At 64.9% G+C, this 14,517-nt stretch carries 16 protein-coding genes; 12 read left to right on the top strand and 4 right to left on the bottom strand.

The window, feature by feature from the left end:
• Positions 1-133: 133 nt before the first annotated feature.
• The 7 genes from AKJ09_RS29430 (at position 134) to rodA (ending at position 7,839) form a co-directional block, all read left to right on the top strand.
• Entirely contained in the window at positions 134-1,120 is a 987-nt protein-coding gene (locus tag AKJ09_RS29430) for an RNA recognition motif domain-containing protein (RefSeq protein WP_146651187.1), read from the top strand.
• 198 nt (positions 1,121-1,318) lie between these two features.
• Positions 1,319-1,480 (top strand): 50S ribosomal protein L33, encoded by a 162-nt coding sequence (rpmG, locus tag AKJ09_RS29425; RefSeq protein WP_146651186.1) that lies wholly within the window; start codon positions 1,319-1,321, stop codon positions 1,478-1,480.
• A 511-nt stretch (positions 1,481-1,991) separates the two neighbouring features.
• Entirely contained in the window at positions 1,992-3,026 is a 1,035-nt protein-coding gene (locus AKJ09_RS29420; RefSeq protein WP_146651185.1) for a rod shape-determining protein, read from the top strand.
• A gap of 43 nt (positions 3,027-3,069) precedes the next feature.
• Positions 3,070-3,942: a rod shape-determining protein MreC gene (gene mreC / locus AKJ09_RS29415; protein ID WP_240488627.1), complete on the top strand. Its 873-nt coding sequence runs from the start codon at positions 3,070-3,072 to the stop codon at positions 3,940-3,942.
• Positions 3,939-4,514 carry a hypothetical protein gene (locus AKJ09_RS29410; protein ID WP_146651184.1) on the top strand — a complete coding sequence of 192 codons (576 nt, stop codon included), beginning with the start codon at positions 3,939-3,941 and terminating at the stop codon, positions 4,512-4,514. The genes mreC and AKJ09_RS29410 overlap by 4 nt, the downstream gene beginning before the upstream one ends.
• On the top strand, positions 4,511-6,682 hold the full coding sequence (mrdA, locus tag AKJ09_RS29405) for a penicillin-binding protein 2 (RefSeq protein ID WP_146651183.1): 2,172 nt from the start codon (positions 4,511-4,513) through the stop codon (positions 6,680-6,682). The genes AKJ09_RS29410 and mrdA overlap by 4 nt, the downstream gene beginning before the upstream one ends.
• Positions 6,679-7,839 (top strand): rod shape-determining protein RodA, encoded by a 1,161-nt coding sequence (gene rodA, locus AKJ09_RS29400; protein WP_146651182.1) that lies wholly within the window; start codon positions 6,679-6,681, stop codon positions 7,837-7,839. Before mrdA ends, rodA begins: the two co-directional genes overlap by 4 nt.
• 244 nt (positions 7,840-8,083) lie before the next feature.
• On the opposite strand, the gene AKJ09_RS29395 is transcribed toward rodA, so the two are convergent.
• Complete coding sequence (locus tag AKJ09_RS29395; RefSeq protein ID WP_146651181.1) at positions 8,084-8,290, bottom strand: hypothetical protein; 207 nt, start codon at positions 8,288-8,290, stop codon at positions 8,084-8,086.
• On the opposite strand from AKJ09_RS29395, the gene AKJ09_RS55645 reads away from it, so the two are divergent.
• Positions 8,289-8,411 (top strand): hypothetical protein, encoded by a 123-nt coding sequence (locus tag AKJ09_RS55645; protein ID WP_275936653.1) that lies wholly within the window; start codon positions 8,289-8,291, stop codon positions 8,409-8,411. The genes AKJ09_RS29395 and AKJ09_RS55645 overlap by 2 nt on opposite strands.
• A 124-nt stretch (positions 8,412-8,535) precedes the next feature.
• On the opposite strand, the gene AKJ09_RS29390 is transcribed toward AKJ09_RS55645, so the two are convergent.
• The 3 genes from AKJ09_RS29390 to AKJ09_RS29380 are packed head-to-tail and all read right to left on the bottom strand — an operon-like array spanning position 8,536 to position 10,484.
• A complete protein-coding gene (locus AKJ09_RS29390) occupies positions 8,536-9,177 on the bottom strand; it encodes an ExbD/TolR family protein (protein ID WP_146651180.1) in 642 nt (213 codons plus the stop codon).
• Between the two features lie 6 nt (positions 9,178-9,183).
• Positions 9,184-9,753, bottom strand: a complete 570-nt coding sequence (locus AKJ09_RS29385) for an ExbD/TolR family protein (protein ID WP_146651179.1) — start codon at positions 9,751-9,753, stop codon at positions 9,184-9,186.
• Between the two features lie 26 nt (positions 9,754-9,779).
• The gene (locus AKJ09_RS29380) at positions 9,780-10,484 is read right to left on the bottom strand and encodes a MotA/TolQ/ExbB proton channel family protein (protein ID WP_146651178.1); all 705 of its coding nucleotides are present in this window, start codon (positions 10,482-10,484) and stop codon (positions 9,780-9,782) included.
• A gap of 1,091 nt (positions 10,485-11,575) precedes the next feature.
• Here AKJ09_RS29380 and AKJ09_RS29375 point away from each other — a divergent pair.
• From AKJ09_RS29375 to AKJ09_RS29360, 4 genes are all read left to right on the top strand, one after another.
• Positions 11,576-12,232: a MotA/TolQ/ExbB proton channel family protein gene (locus AKJ09_RS29375; protein WP_146651177.1), complete on the top strand. Its 657-nt coding sequence runs from the start codon at positions 11,576-11,578 to the stop codon at positions 12,230-12,232.
• Positions 12,233-12,346: 114 nt separating this feature from the next.
• Positions 12,347-12,919, top strand: coding sequence for an ExbD/TolR family protein (locus tag AKJ09_RS29370; RefSeq protein ID WP_146651176.1), 573 nt, complete (start codon positions 12,347-12,349; stop codon positions 12,917-12,919).
• 12 nt (positions 12,920-12,931) lie between these two features.
• The gene (locus AKJ09_RS29365) at positions 12,932-13,495 is read left to right on the top strand and encodes an ExbD/TolR family protein (RefSeq protein ID WP_146651175.1); all 564 of its coding nucleotides are present in this window, start codon (positions 12,932-12,934) and stop codon (positions 13,493-13,495) included.
• A 176-nt stretch (positions 13,496-13,671) separates the two neighbouring features.
• Positions 13,672-14,517: a hypothetical protein gene (locus tag AKJ09_RS29360; RefSeq protein ID WP_146651174.1), complete on the top strand. Its 846-nt coding sequence runs from the start codon at positions 13,672-13,674 to the stop codon at positions 14,515-14,517.

Genomic DNA, 14,517 nt, shown 5'->3' with positions numbered 1-14,517 from the left:
TGTGGTTGTCGCGGGGAGTAGCCAGGCACCGTACGCCTACTACACTCCCTGGATGTGAAGACGCCTGGCGCCCGCGCGCGCTCGACGTACTCAGTTTGCAAACCGTTTTGGGAGGACTCTCAGGGTTATCGGCATGTCGATCGGGAACGAGGAAGCAAAGCTGTTCGTGGCGGGACTCCCAGACAGCGTTTCGGAAGAGGTTCTGAAGCAAATTTTCGAGGCGACCGGAGGCAAGGTCGTCAGCGTGAGTTTGCCGAAGGACCGCATGACGGGTCGTCCGCGTGGGTTCGGATTCGTAACACTCGCAACGCCGGCGGAGGCACAAGCAGCACGTGACGCTCTCGACGGCTCGATGCAGGGCGGCCGATCCATCTCGGTGCGTCCATTCCAGCAGGAGCCGCCGCGCAAAGGCGAAGGCGGCCCTATGTCGAGCGGCCCGCGATCCGCAGGTCCGCGCAGCGGTCCCGGCGGTGGCGGCTTCGGTGGTGGCGGTGGCGGTGGAGGTGGAGGTCCACAGCAGGCGCCGGATCGCACCCTCTACGTCGGTAACCTTCCCTACGACTGCGCTCAGCCGGAGATCGAGGCCCTCATCGGTGGCGTCGTCGGCGAAGGCCAGGTTGTTCGCGTTCACCTCCCGATGGATCCCGACGGTCGCAAGCGCGGCTTCGGCTTCGTCACGATGGCGAGCGCGGAGTCGGCCAAGACGGCCGCAGATCAGCTCAAGTCGGCGGACCTCCGCGGTCGCCGTCTCATCGTGAACATCGCGCATCCGAAGGGCGAACGTCCTGCGGGTGGCGGTGGCGGTGGTGGCTACGGCGGCGGTGGCGGTGGCGGCTACGGCGGCGGTGGCGGCGGCTTCGGCGGCGGTGGCGGCGGCTTCGGTGGCGGCGGCTTCGGTGGCGGTGGCGCTGGCGCTGGCGGTGGCGGCGGCTTCGGCGGCGGCGCTCCTCCGGCCTCGCGTCGCACGTTCGACAGCGACCGTCGTCGCAAGCAGGGCGGCGGTGGTGGCGAGGGCGGCGAAGGCGGCCCGCGCAAGGGTGGTGGCGGTGGTCGTGGTGGTCGTCGCGAACGCGGCGAAGACGATTGGCGCAACGTCGACATCGACAAGGACGACGATTGATCGACGCTGACTGACGAGCTCGCAAGAGACCCGCTCCGCGTTTTTCGAAGGGCGAGGGTGGGTCTCGATGCTAGTGCTCGGACGTCGAGCTTGACTTTGATAGTAGGGCGGATAACTTGCGCGTCCCTCGCGCGGTCATGACTCCGTTCGTGACGGGACGCGGGTTTCTCCGCCTGATTCGAGTTTTGGAGCATTCCGATGCGTGACATCATCAAGATGACCTGCGCGAACTGCAGCCGCGCGAACTACGTGACGACCAAGAACAAGCGCACGATGGCGGAGAAGTTCGAGATCAAGAAGTTCTGCCCCGCGTGCCGCCAGCACCACCCGCACAAGGAAGGCAAGATCTCGAAGGGCTGAGAGAGCTCCGGCTCTTTCGCTTTTCGCGACTTCCTGCAAGCCCGCCAGGCCTCTTTCGGCCTGCGCGGGCTTGTCTCGTTCTTTTGTCGGCGACGCTGACGCGTCGCCTCCTGCGCTTCGCGCATTTGCTGGACACGTCCCAGGCGCTTCGCGCATTTGCCGGATACGTCCCAGGCGCTTCGCGCATTTGCCGGATACGTCCCAGGCGCTTCGCGCATTGGCCGGATACGTCCCAGGCGCTTCGCGCATTTGCTGGATACGTCCCAGGCGCTTCGCGCATTGGCCGCGGGAAGCGGCAGCTCGGCTCGCGCGTTTACTGTCGATTTGGCGGCTGATTTCTTGCGTTTCTTCATGTCCTCCTTTCGAACGAGGGTGCGGCTCTGGAGCGGGCCGAAGGGTGGACACGAGGCGAGCCTGTGCTATGACCGCCCGGCTTCCGTGAGGGGTTTGCAGCCCACACAGAGGCTTCACCCCCTCCCCTAGAACCCGAGAAATCGATCGAGTCCTCAAGATGATCTTCGACTGGCTCCACGGCCTGTTCTCGAACGATCTGGCGATCGATCTAGGGACTGCCAACACGCTGATCTACGTGAAGGGCAAGGGCATCGTCTCGTGCGAGCCCTCCGTCGTCGCGGTTCAGCGTGACGCGCGTGGCGGCAACAAGGTGCTCGCCGTCGGTCGCGAGGCCAAAGAGATGCTCGGCCGCACGCCGGGCAACATCAAGGCTGTTCGCCCCCTGCGCGACGGCGTCATCGCCGACTTCGAGATCACCGAGGCCATGCTTCGGTACTTCATCGCGCGCGCCCACAACCGGCGCACGCTGGTGAAGCCCCGCATCATCATCTGCGTCCCCTTCGGCATCACCGAAGTGGAGAAGCGCGCCGTCAAAGAGAGCGCGGAAGGCGCCGGCGCGCGTGAGGTCTATCTGATCGAGGAGCCCATGGCGGCCGCCATCGGCGCCGGCCTTCCGATCACGGAGCCCTCGGGCAACATGGTCGTCGACATCGGTGGCGGCACGAGCGAAGTCGCCGTCATCTCCCTCGCCGGCATCGTCTACTCGCAGTCGGTGCGTGTCGGCGGTGACAAGATGGACGAGGCCATTCAGGCCTACCTCAAGCGTAAGTACAACCTCGCCATCGGCGAGCAAACGGCCGAGCGCATCAAGATGGAGGTCGGCAATGCCTACCCCCTCGAGGTCCAGCGCACGACGGAAGTGAAGGGCCGCGACCTCGTCGCCGGCATCCCGAAGACCGTCGTCGTCAACTCGGACGAGATCCGCGAAGCCCTTCAGGAGCCCACCAACGCCATCGTCGAGGCGGTGCTCCTGGCTCTCGAGAAGACGCCCCCCGAGCTCGCCGCCGACATCGTCGACAAGGGCGTTGTGCTCACCGGTGGTGGTGCGCTTCTCGCCAATCTCGACGTCCTGCTGCGCGAAGAGACCGGCCTTCCGGTCATGGTGTGCGACGACCCGATCAGCGCGGTCGTCCTCGGCAGCGGCAAGACGCTCGATCACATGGAGCTCTTGAAGGAGGTCACGATCGGCTGAGTGCGCTTGGCGCCTCGCGATCGCGTCCTTCTGGAGCAAGTCAGTGTCGGCGTTCAAGCGGTATCGCGACGTGGGGATCGTCATTCTCCTCCTCGCCGTGCCCTTCTTCTTCCTTCGCGCAAACATGAAGGACCCGTCGAAGCTGAATGCGCTCGACCGGGTCGTCTTGCGCATCAGTGCTCCCATCGAGTTCGCCGCCTCGAGCCTCGCGCGCGGCGTGTCGAACATCTGGGAGAGCTACGTCTACCTGGTGGACGTGAAGGCCGACAACGAGCGCCTCGCGTACGACAACGCGCGTCTTCGCGAGCAGGTGCACCGGCTCGAGCAGAAGGAGACGGAGAACCACGAGCTCCGCCGTCTGCTCCAGCTGCGTGAATCGCTCCCCGGCGATCTCGTGAGCGCCCAGGTCGTCGGCAAGGACTTCACCGAGTTCTTCCGCGTCACGCGCGTCGTTCTCGACCGCGGCTCGCGCAACATTCGCCCGCACATGCCGGTCGTCTCACCGGACGGCGTCGTCGGTGCCGTGCTCCGTGTTGCGGGCGACGCCGTCGACGTTCAGCTCTCTGTCGACGCCGCCTTCGGCATCGACGTCGAAGACGAGCGAACGCACGCGCGCGGCTTCGTCCGCGGAACCGGCAACCCCTCGCGTTACTCGTGCAAGGTCGAGAACGTCGACTCGCGTGACGAGGTCGAAATCGGCGACCTCCTCGTCACGAGCGGCAAGGGCAAGTGGTTCCCGAAGGGCCTGCCCGTCGCGCGCGTCACCAAGGTCGTCAAGCGTGAGCCGGGCCGTGACCAGGAGATCGAGGCCACGCCCACGGTGAACTTCTCGCGCCTCGACGCGGTGCTCATCCTCGTCACGCCTCCGCAGGAGGAAGACGCGCCCAAGCCCTCGTCCTCGAAGAGCAACCGATGAGAAACACCGCCTTCTTCCTGGCGGGGGTGGTTCTCTTGTTGGTGCAGTCCAACCTGTTCCGAGTCATCGGCCTCGTGCTGCGCATCGTCGGCTGGATGGTGCGCGCCGATCATGATCTGGTCGCGCCCGGCCTCGTGCCGTCGCTCCTCCTGCCGCTCATCCTCTTCATGGGCGTGCACGAGTACTCGCTCGTGCGAGGCGCAGGCGTGGCGTTCGCGCTCGGTTACCTCACCGACCTCGTGGGGGTCGCGCCGATCGGGCTCTACACGTCGACGTACGTCGCAATCTTCGTTCTCTCGCGTGCAGCCGGCGTCCGACTTGCGGCGCAGACCATGCTGATGCAAGTCGGTCTCGCCGTGGCCTTCACGCTCGTCCACAGCGTCATGCTGCTCGTTCTGCTCGCCATCTTCGGGCGTGATGCGTGGGTTCCACGCGCGCTCTATCCCATGGCGATTCCGCACGTCCTCACGACGGGCGCCACGGCCCCGCTCATCTTCCGTCTTGCTGCCCGCATCCACGCCGCAACCATGACCGGCTCGGCGAAGGAGGCAGGAGGAGGCGTGCGCGCGTGAGCAACCTCCTCGTCCCCCGCTCCGACGTCAGCGAGTTCCGCAAGCGCTACCGCTGGCTCGCCCTCGCCGCGTTTCTCGGCTTCACCGCGGTCATCATCCGCCTCTTCCAGCTGCAGATCGTCAAGGGCGCGGACTACGCGCAGACCGCGCACGAGAACGTCATCCGGAAGGTGAACATCCCGACGACGCGCGGCATCGTGCGAGACTCGCAGGGCCGCATCCTCGCCTCGAGCAGGCCGTCGTTCAACGTGCTCATCGTCCCCGGGCGGGTCATGCCGAGCGCGCGGCCGAAGGCGAAGGTGCGCCCGTCGGACGACCCCGATAGCTGGACACGCATCGCCGACACGCTTCGCTTGAACCCCGACGAGCGAGCGCGGCTGACGACCCGCATCAAGGACGCCTGCGTCACGGACGAGGACCGCTCACCGTGTTGGCGCGCCATTCTCGTCCGCGAAGATCTCTCCCGTGACATCGTCGCCGAGCTCAAGCAGCACCAGGCGGAGATGGTCGGCGCAGAGGTCATCAGCCAGCCGATCCGCTACTACCCGTACAAACAGCTCGGCTCGCACATGATCGGCTACACGGCCGAGATCGACGCCGAGACGCTGGCGAAGTTCCGTCCCAAAGAGTGGGACACGATGACCGCCGAGGAGCGGCAGAAGGCGAATCCTCTCGGCTACGAGCCTGGCGACGTCATCGGTGCCACCGGCGTCGAACGCTCGTGGGAGAGCTATCTCCGCGGCCAGCGCGGCTGGGAGAAGCGCGTCGTGGATGCACGCGGGCGCTATCGAACGGGTCCCGAAGCCGAACGCCTGCTCGACACACCTTCACGGCAGGAACCGCTCTCGGGGCGCGATTTGCGCCTCACCATCGACATCGATCTCGAGCAGTCGATCGAACGCGCGATGCGGCCTCACGCGGCCGGGGCCGCCGTCGTCGTCGAAGTGCGCACGGGCCGCCTGCTCGCGCTCTACTCCAAGCCGGACTACGACCCGAACGATCTCTCGGGCGGCGCCGGCAAAGATCGCATTCGCGAGAGCTTCATCAAGCTCTACACGGATCCGCTCCGCCCGATGCTCGACAAGACCACGAGCGGTGCGTTCCAACCCGGCTCGACGTTCAAGGTGTTCAGCGCGCTCGCCGCGCTCGAAGAGAAGCTCCTCGATCCGGCCGAGAGAGAGCGCTGCGACGGGTACCTCTCCTTCGGTCGCCGCATCTTCCACTGCACCCACGTGCACGGGAAGGTCAACATGCGCGACGCGATCGCCGAGTCGTGCAACATTTACTTCTTCAAGCTCGCCGAGGCGGTCGGTATGGACCGCATCGCACGCGTGGCCACCGAGTTCGGTCTCGGCCAGAAGACGGGCATCGGCGTGAACCCCGAGACACCGGGGCGCATCCCCACGCGCTCTTGGTACGCGCTCCGCTACAAGGGTCAATTCCGCATCGGTTTCACGCTCAACACGTCGATCGGCCAGGGTGCGACCACGGTCACGCCGCTGCAGCTCGCGTTGAGCTACGCGGCGCTCGCGAACGGCGGCACCGTGTATTCGCCGCAGCTCGTGCGCGCGGTCGAGACGAGCGACGGCGCCGTCGTTCAGGACTTCCCTCCCCGCGTTCGCCAGAAGGCCAAGATCGCACCGGAGAACCTCGCGCGCATCAACGAGGCCCTCTTCGCCGTCGTGAACGATCCGAAGGGTACCGCTTACCCCGTGCGCGAAGAGACGCTCGAGGTCGCCGGCAAGACGGGAACCGCTCAGACCGGTTACGTGAACACGGGCGGCGACGATCCGAAGAAGGCCTGGTACCTCTCGCGCGACCACGCGTGGTTTGCGTCGTACTTCCCGGCGAAGTCGCCGGAGATCGCCGTGGTCGTGCTCGTCGAGCACGGCGGCTCGGGCCCCACCGTCGCCGCGCCCATCGCGATCCAGATCGTGCGTGAGTACCACCGCCTGCAGCAAGCGCGCGCGGCGAAGGGCTCGCCCGCCAAGGACGTCCGCGCCAAGATCGACCCGAAGGAAGCGAGGGACGCGCCGGCAGCGAAGGCCTCGCCGCCGATCAACGCGGCGCCCCGCCCTGCCCCGCCTCCACCGGCGCCCGAGCCCGCACCCGCACCGGAGCCCGCGCCTGCCCCTGCGCCTCCAACCAACGAGGACGATCACCCATGAGAAGCCGTCGCGACCACGCGCGCTTCTTCGGTCTGCCGCGCGACAACTTCGACTGGGCGCTGTTTCTCACCGCCTGCGCGCTAGCGGTCTTCGGCGTCGTCAACCTGTACTCGGCCACGAGCGTCTCGCGCGCGGCCCTGTCGGACATCTACATCCAGCAGGTCTACTGGCTCGTCCTCGGGGGCATCCTCGCCGCGGTCGTCGCCGTCATCGACTACCGACACTACGAGCGGCTCGGCTACGTGCTCTACGGCATCGGCAACGTGCTGCTGGTGCTCGTCTTCATCCTCGGCAAGGACATCCGCGGCAGTTCGCGCTGGATCCAAATAGGCAGCTTCAGCTTCCAGCCAAGCGAGTTCATGAAGCTGTTCATGATCATCGCGCTCGCGAAGTACCTGCACGACGATCCGCGAACCGAAGAGCGCTCGCTCAAGGATCTCTTGATCCCCGCCATGCTCGCGGCCGTCCCGACGCTGCTCATCTTGAAGCAGCCCGACCTTGGCACCGCACTCATCTGCGCGCTGATCTTCTCCACGATCTGCATGCTGACGAAGATCCGTTGGCAGAGCCTCGTGACGCTGCTCGTCGCTGGCGGCATCGCCGTGCCGCTCCTCTGGACGTACGTTTTCCACGACTACCAGAAGCAGCGCATCATGGTGTTCTTGAACCCCGAAGCGAACCTCCTCGGTTCGGGCTGGCACGCCCACCACGCGCGCGTCGCCATCGGTGCGGGCGGCCTCTCGGGCGAAGGGTTCATGCGTGGCACGCAGAACCAGTTTCTCTTCTTGCCCGACCAGCACTCCGACTTCCCGTTCGCCGTCTTTGCCGAAGACTGGGGCTTTCTCGGGTGTCTCTTGCTCGTGTCGCTCTATGCGTTTCTCGTGCTCTGGGCGGTCCGCATCGCCGCAACGGCAAAGGATCGATTCGGCTCGGTCCTCGCGATCGGCGTCGGTGCGCTCGTCTTCTGGCACGCGTTCTTCAATCTCGGCATGGTCACCGGCATCCTGCCGGTCGTCGGAGTGACGCTGCCGCTCTTCTCGGCGGGCGGCTCCAGCGTGCTCACCATCATGATGGGCATCGGCTTGCTGATGAACGTCTCGATGCGACGCTTCTACGTGTCACCGACGCGCACGACCGGCCTGCTTTCAGGTCCGTAGGTAGCCGTCGCCGTCCCCTCACGCGTCCAGCGTGAGCGGAATTTGGCAGCCCCTTACCTGAAACGATGGCAAGTGCGTGTCACGCACGCGTCTCGATTGGGGCGCTCACGGGCAGGGCTTCGAGCTCGACGCTAGTGTACGCGACCATGCGATATGCTCCGCTCGCGTCTGCGTTGGCCGCTTCCTTGATGGCGCTCGTCGTAGCCTGCGCCACCTCGCCGACCGACGAGATGCCGACGGAAGCTCAGAGCCCGACGGAGCCCGCCGAGGAAAGCTCGACGAAGCTCCCGCCCGCCTCGGCTCCGAGCAGCACGTCGACCACGCCCGCCCCGACCTCGACGACGCCCCCGAAAGACGCTGGCCCGCCTGCCGACGCTTCGTCGTCGAGCAGTTCGTCGTCGAGCAGCTCATCGAGCAGCTCGAGCGGAGGCACCGCGGGCATGTGTGACATGAGCAATCCGATCCTCGCGGCGCTCTACGTCTATGAGGCCTCGAAAGTCGATCCGCCGGTCCCCTGCCCCTGCGCGACCGGCCAATGCTGCTTCAGCGGCCTCACGTGCGTCCCCCAATGACCGAACCCCTTCTCCGCTAGGGAGAAGGGGCCGGGGGATGAGGGCGCGTCACACTCTGCGAACCAACGCGGATGACGGGTCTGGTTTTGCGAGCGGCTGGCTCTTGGAGAAGAGCCGGCTCGCCCTACTTTCCCGAGCCCTGCAGGACCATGATGTGGAACTTCGCGAACTCGCTCTGGCCGAGCGTGAAGAGGATCTCCACGAGCAGACGGTAGGGCGTGTCCTTGTCGGCGATGATGATCGCTTCGCTGGCGCTCGGGTCCTTGCCGGTGGCGAGGCGAACCTGGCGGTCGCGTTCGCGCCAGCTCTGGAGCGCGTTGGCGAGCGGAACGATGTACATGTCGTTCGCGCCGCTTCGCTTGTACTTCGCCTCGACGCCGAGGCTTGCATCCGCGGGAACGGGCGCGACGATGTTCTCGTCGACGACGATCTGGCTGCGTGAGATCAGGACCGCGACGCCTTCTTGCGAGGCTTCGGTCGTGAGCACGCTCTTCGGCATCGTGAGGTCCGCCGACTGGGGGATCGACGCGGACGACGCGCTCATGCTCTTCAGCAAGAACACGAGGATGATGGTCATCATGTCCATCATCGCCGTGATGTTGAGGAAGTTGATCTCCGCCTCGCCCGCGTTCTTGCGGATGGCGCGACGGAGCTCACGCTTGTATTTCGCCATGCTCGCCGGCTTCTGACGAGCGGCGGGCGGCTGCGCACCGCCGGCAGGAGCGGGCGGGTTTTCGGCTGGATTCTGCGGAGGGACGTTGGCCATGAGGCTTTACCTCGCGACACCGAACGACACATCCGGGAACATATCGTCCCCCTGGTCGTTCTTCCGGACGGCATCCATCGTGCCGATGATCGTCTGGAGCGGGATGGTCGGGTTGGCCGTCACCGTCACGCCCATCTCGTCCTTGAACTCGGGCGCGGCACCCTTCAACTTCGCCGCGCACGCCTTCAGGCTCTTGTAGTCGTAATCGAGCTTTCCGCCCTCGCCCGCCGCCTTCGGAATGGCGATGCCGGGGCCCGTGTCGTTGCAGCCCGGAGCGACGTTGCCGCCGCGCGCCTTGAGGCTGAAGCCATCAGGCACGACGAAGACCGTCAAACCGAGCGTGGGCGTCTGCGGCGCACGACTGCCGGCACCACCCGCGCGGGGCGGGTACGTGTCGATCGTTGCCGTGAAGGTCACGCTGACGGTCGCGAGAACGAACATCAGCACGTTGGTGATGATGTCGAGGAACGGAACGATGTTGAGCTCGCCGCCTTCCTCGTCCGGCGCGAGTTCCTTCGGCGCCGAAAGTCGGCGGATCTTGCTCCGCTGCTGCGCGCTGAGTTTTTCCTCGGCCACGATTTTCGCCCTTTGGCTCCCGCGCGTCAGTAGCCGCCCGGACGCGTCTGGATCGTGAGGAGGTTGAACACGCGCTCCTGCGTGGCGTCGAGATCGTGCTGAATCGTCTTCGAACGCTGGTGCAGGATCAGGTGCGCGATCATGCACGTGACGGCGATGCCGAGACCGAGCGCCGTGTTGTACATGGCTTCGGCGATACCGTTCGCGAGGATGCGCTGACGATCGGCCGCCGACAGGCCCGGAGCCGAGACGGCGCCGAACGTGTGAATCAGACCGAGAACGGTTCCGAGAAGACCGACGAGCGTGGCGATGTTCGCGAGCGACCAGAGCGAACCAATGCGCTTCTCGACGGCGGGCTTGAGCTCGCCCATCTTTTCGCTCATCGCGGCGTCGATCTCGTCGGGGCCCTTGTTGGCGTGCGTGAGCCCCGCCTTCACGAGCTGCAACGTGGGGTAGTCACCAGCGTCGCAAAGCTTGATCGCGCGGTCGATGTTGCCGGCGGTCACGAGCTTCTTGATCTGGGCGAAGAACTCCTTCGAGTTCACGCGGTACTTCCCGAGCTGAAACGACGCACGCTCGACGATGAGGGCGATGACGATCGCACTGACGACGAGGTTGATTGCAAGGAAGGTGGGGTTCTCCTTGAAGGCTTCCATGAAGCCACCCGCACCACCACCACCTGAAGCTGCCGGAGCTGCGCCTTCCAGGCTGCTCAGAAGAGCCACGAACATCCCCGATGCTCCTTTCTATCCCTTGCTCGAACGCTTGCGCGGTTGCGCGGCTCGCCCGCTCATGCACCGCGTTAAGAAGTAGAAAAACGCTGAATTTGCGAGCGTAACGAACTGCTCGCAGCACGATAGCTTCCCTGTTCCGACGAAGTCAACGACGGGACATCGGGAAGCAGAAGCGTCCTCGCACCTCCGTTCCACGCCTTGAAAACCGCCCGCTTCGAATGACTTCGGTGCCTGATCGAAGGGGTGGACGGTGCAGTGTCCGGGCTGCGTCCTCGAGACCTCACCCCCGCTTTGCCCGGGCTCGATCGAGCGGACGTCCAGAATTCGACCAAAACCTGGAATCCAGTCATTACCGTGTCACTGCAATATTCGTTAACCGCGCGACACTGCAAAACTTTAGCGACGCACGAACCTGATTTCAGGACCCAAATCTATTGACGGAGATTGGTCTCACCCGTCAGACTTCCGCTCGCGCGAGACGGCGGTCTTCGCTTGGCTCCAGCGCCCGAGGCATTCGGTCTCCCTCTCTTCTTCTGTTCGCGTCGTCGCTTCGTCACCGTCTTCACCGATCCGAGATTCTGGGTCCGCATCCGAGAATCAGAGATCAGACCGCGCGGGTTCGCCCAAGCGGGTCACACGCAGACGGATGGCGAAACGATCCTCCCAAGGTTCTCCTCGCGAGCACCTCTAAGGAGGAGCGTAGAAGGAGTGAGGGTTCCCGAAGCTTCGAGCGGTCGAGCTGTGCGACGGCCGAGGTCAGATGCGCCCAAACGCACGCGAGCAGATAGCAACACCGAAAGCAGTCACGTCAGGAGGGCTTGCGTCTTTCGCGTGCGAGACGATATCGTCCGCGCCCGGTCACGAGGAGTCACGAACAGAGGGTCGGCAACAAGCTCGTAACGATTTCGAGTCACTCACGTACGTGAGAACACGAAAGAAGACGAGCCGCAGGCCAGGCGGGAGCAGACGAATCGCGACGGGACGGAGACTTCCCCCCGCGTTCTAACCAGAACAAAGCGGGTGGCAATCGACGATGATGATGACCGGTGCCTGTCCGGGACCGGTCACCTGGAGGAAACGGAGCAGACATGGCTACTCTCTGGAAGCACTACAAAGAAGGCGGCATCGTGATGATGAGCGTGATTCTCCTCTGGAGCATCATCGCGATCGGCATCATCATCGAGCGCGCGCTCTATCTCTACGGCTCGTCGATCAACAAGGACGTCTTCCTCGCGACGATGCAGAAGTGCATCCTCGCTGGTGATGTCGCCAAGGCCGTGAAGATGTGCTCGGCGGCGAACGCGCCCCTCGCCCGCATCGTCCAGGCCGGTCTCGTCAAGGTCAACCGCGCCGACGAAGAAGTCCAGGCTGCGATGGATGAGGCCGCTCTCCGCGAGATCCCCAAGCTCGCCAAGCGCACGGGCTACCTCGCCCTCCTCGCGAACCTCGCGATGCTCACCGGCCTCCTCGGCACCGTCTCGGGTCTCATCACGAGCTTCGGCGCCGTCTCCGGTGAGTCGGTCGACCCGAGCCAGAAGGCCCGCATCCTCGCCGAAGGTATCTCGGAAGCGATGAACTGCACGGCGTTCGGTCTCATCGTCGCCCTCATCGCGCTCATCGGCTTCGCCGTTCTCAACGGCAAGACCCAGGGCCTCGAAGACGACATCAACGAGGCGAGCGTTCAGGTGCTCAACCTCGTCGTCAACAACCGTCAGAAGGTCAACCTCTCGGCGGTCGCGGCCTGAAAAGGCCCTCTGCGGAGCGCTCCCGCTCCGCGTTCGAATGAAGTAGCCATGTGATGAAGCGGGGCTCCGCGGCCGAATACGCGGGCCCCGCTCCTTCGATTCGGAGCATTGAAGATGGGTGGCGTAGACGTCGGCGGCGGCGGCAAAGGCGGTCGAAAGTCGTTGGACTCGGAGATCAACATGATCCCGTTCATCGACCTCCTCATGGTGACCATCTCGTTCCTCCTCATCACGGCCGTTTGGTCGCACATGGCCCGCATTAATGCGGACGCCCAGGTGCCCGGCCCGCCGCGTGAGGTCGAGCCCGACAAGGTCGAGCCCGAGAAGCAGCTCCATGTCGAGATGCGTTCTCCGGACAAGTTCGTCCTGATCTGGAAGCAGGGCGGCACGGTCGTCAGCACCGTGGACGTGCCCCGCAAGGACAACCTCGTCGTCCGCGGTGGTGCGAAGAGCATCAAGTATCCGGAGCTCGCGCAGAAGATCGAACAGGAGTGGAAGAGCGTCGGCGGTCACCGCGACGCCTCGGACAAGAAGTTCGACCAGGCCGTTCTCCACACGGACAACGAGACGCCCTACGTCTATCTCATCGGTGTGATTGACGCGATCTACGCGCCACACCGCGCATTCTCCGCGGGTGGAAAGACCGAGCAGGTCCCCGCTTTCAACGTCACGTTCGCGGTCAACTGAGGAAGAAGCGTCATGACGATTCATGAGCCCGGTCGGCGGCTGCTGCATCACATCCCGCTGAAGTTCGTTCAGAAGAAGGTCACCGGTCACGGTGGCCGCGCGGTCGCGGCGGGTCTGTCGCTGACCAGCATGATCGACTTCCTCGTCGTTACGGTCGTCTTCCTCCTCATGACGTTCAGCGCGTCAGGTGAGACGCCGCTCAACAAGAACGTCCGCCTGCCGGAAGCCGAGAACACGCTCGACATGATCGACGCCCCGATGGTCGCCATCACGGGCAGCGCGATCCTCGTCGACGGCAACCCCGCCGGCAACACGCGCGCGATCGAGGACAGCAAGCGCCTTCAGCGCATCGACGACCTCTTCAACATCCTCAAGGGCAAGCGCGAAGTTTGGAAGCAGCTTCACCCCGGCAAGGACTTCCCCGGCGTCGTCGTTCTCCAGATCGACCAGGAAGTTCAGGCTGTCGTCGTGAAGAGCGTCTTCCAGACGGCTGCCTTCTCCGGCTATCCGAACGTCAGCTTCATGGTCAACTCGGCTGCCAAGTCCGGCGGCAGTCATGGTGGCGGCGGCGAGTGATTCGCTGACCTGCCCAACGCCCCTACTCTCCTACGCCTCCCGTGGTCGATAACCGCGAAAAGCGAGAGATCGGGCTCAAGGCAATCCACGGAGCGCGCGCCGAACGAGCGCGTTCGAAGACTGGTCGACTCACAGGCCCCGCTTGGCTCGCTGCCGGCGGGGCTGTGCTTTTGACGGTGGTCATCGCGTGGTTTGCCTCGAATCGCTCGCTCTCGAAGCAAAAAGACGATCTCCTCGCCCAGCAACGTGCCGCCGTTACGACGGTCGGCGCGGAGTGGGCTCCCCTGCGCGACAAGATCGAGAAGCTCACGCTCGATGCCGCCGCCGATCCGTACAAGGGCGACATGGTCGACCCGGAGGCGGCCAACTGGGACTTCCGTAGCGCCCCCGGCATCTACCTTCGCCTTCGCAAAGACGACGCGAAGGACGTCGAGACGCTTCGCAAGCGCGCGCAAGACTCGGTGAAAGACGCCTTCACCGGCTGCCTTCTCCGCGAAACGAACGTGGCGCTCGCCCGTGGCGAGCCCGATGCGGGCACCGCCCCTGATCAACCGTGGAACCTGCGCCAGGCCTACGTCGCCACACGCGTCCTCAGCGACGCGTGGGCGAACGAGGTCAAGGCCGCCGACGATCCGATCCGCCTGCGTGTGTTCGAGCAGCAGTACGAGAAGGCGAAGCGCGATGGGATCCCGCTCGCGATCGACATCGTGAAGCGCGCGCAGTTCTATCTCCTCGTCCTCGACGAAGACGTGCCCGAAGCAAACGAGTACACGGTCGACGGTGGCGCGGTGACGTCCGAAGAGCTGCAGCAGGTGCCTCACCCCGCTCGCGTCCACATCATGAACCTGAAGACCGGCAAGGAGCTGGTGCGCCTTCGACGAACCGGAGAAGCAGACTTCCGTTTCGCGGGCGAGAGGGCGGTGCACGATCCCGAAGTTCGTGCGGCCATGCGACGCCAGGTGAACAACTGCGCGCTCGCCAACGAGGTCTGGAGCGCGATTCAGCCGAAGCACGCCCCCTGA

This window comes from Labilithrix luteola, from assembly GCF_001263205.1.
In the GTDB taxonomy this organism is placed as follows: Bacteria; Myxococcota_A; Polyangia; order Polyangiales; family Polyangiaceae; genus Labilithrix; species Labilithrix luteola.
The sequence above is the reverse complement of the archived record's forward strand: the minus strand, read 5'-3'. Positions and strand labels throughout refer to the sequence as shown.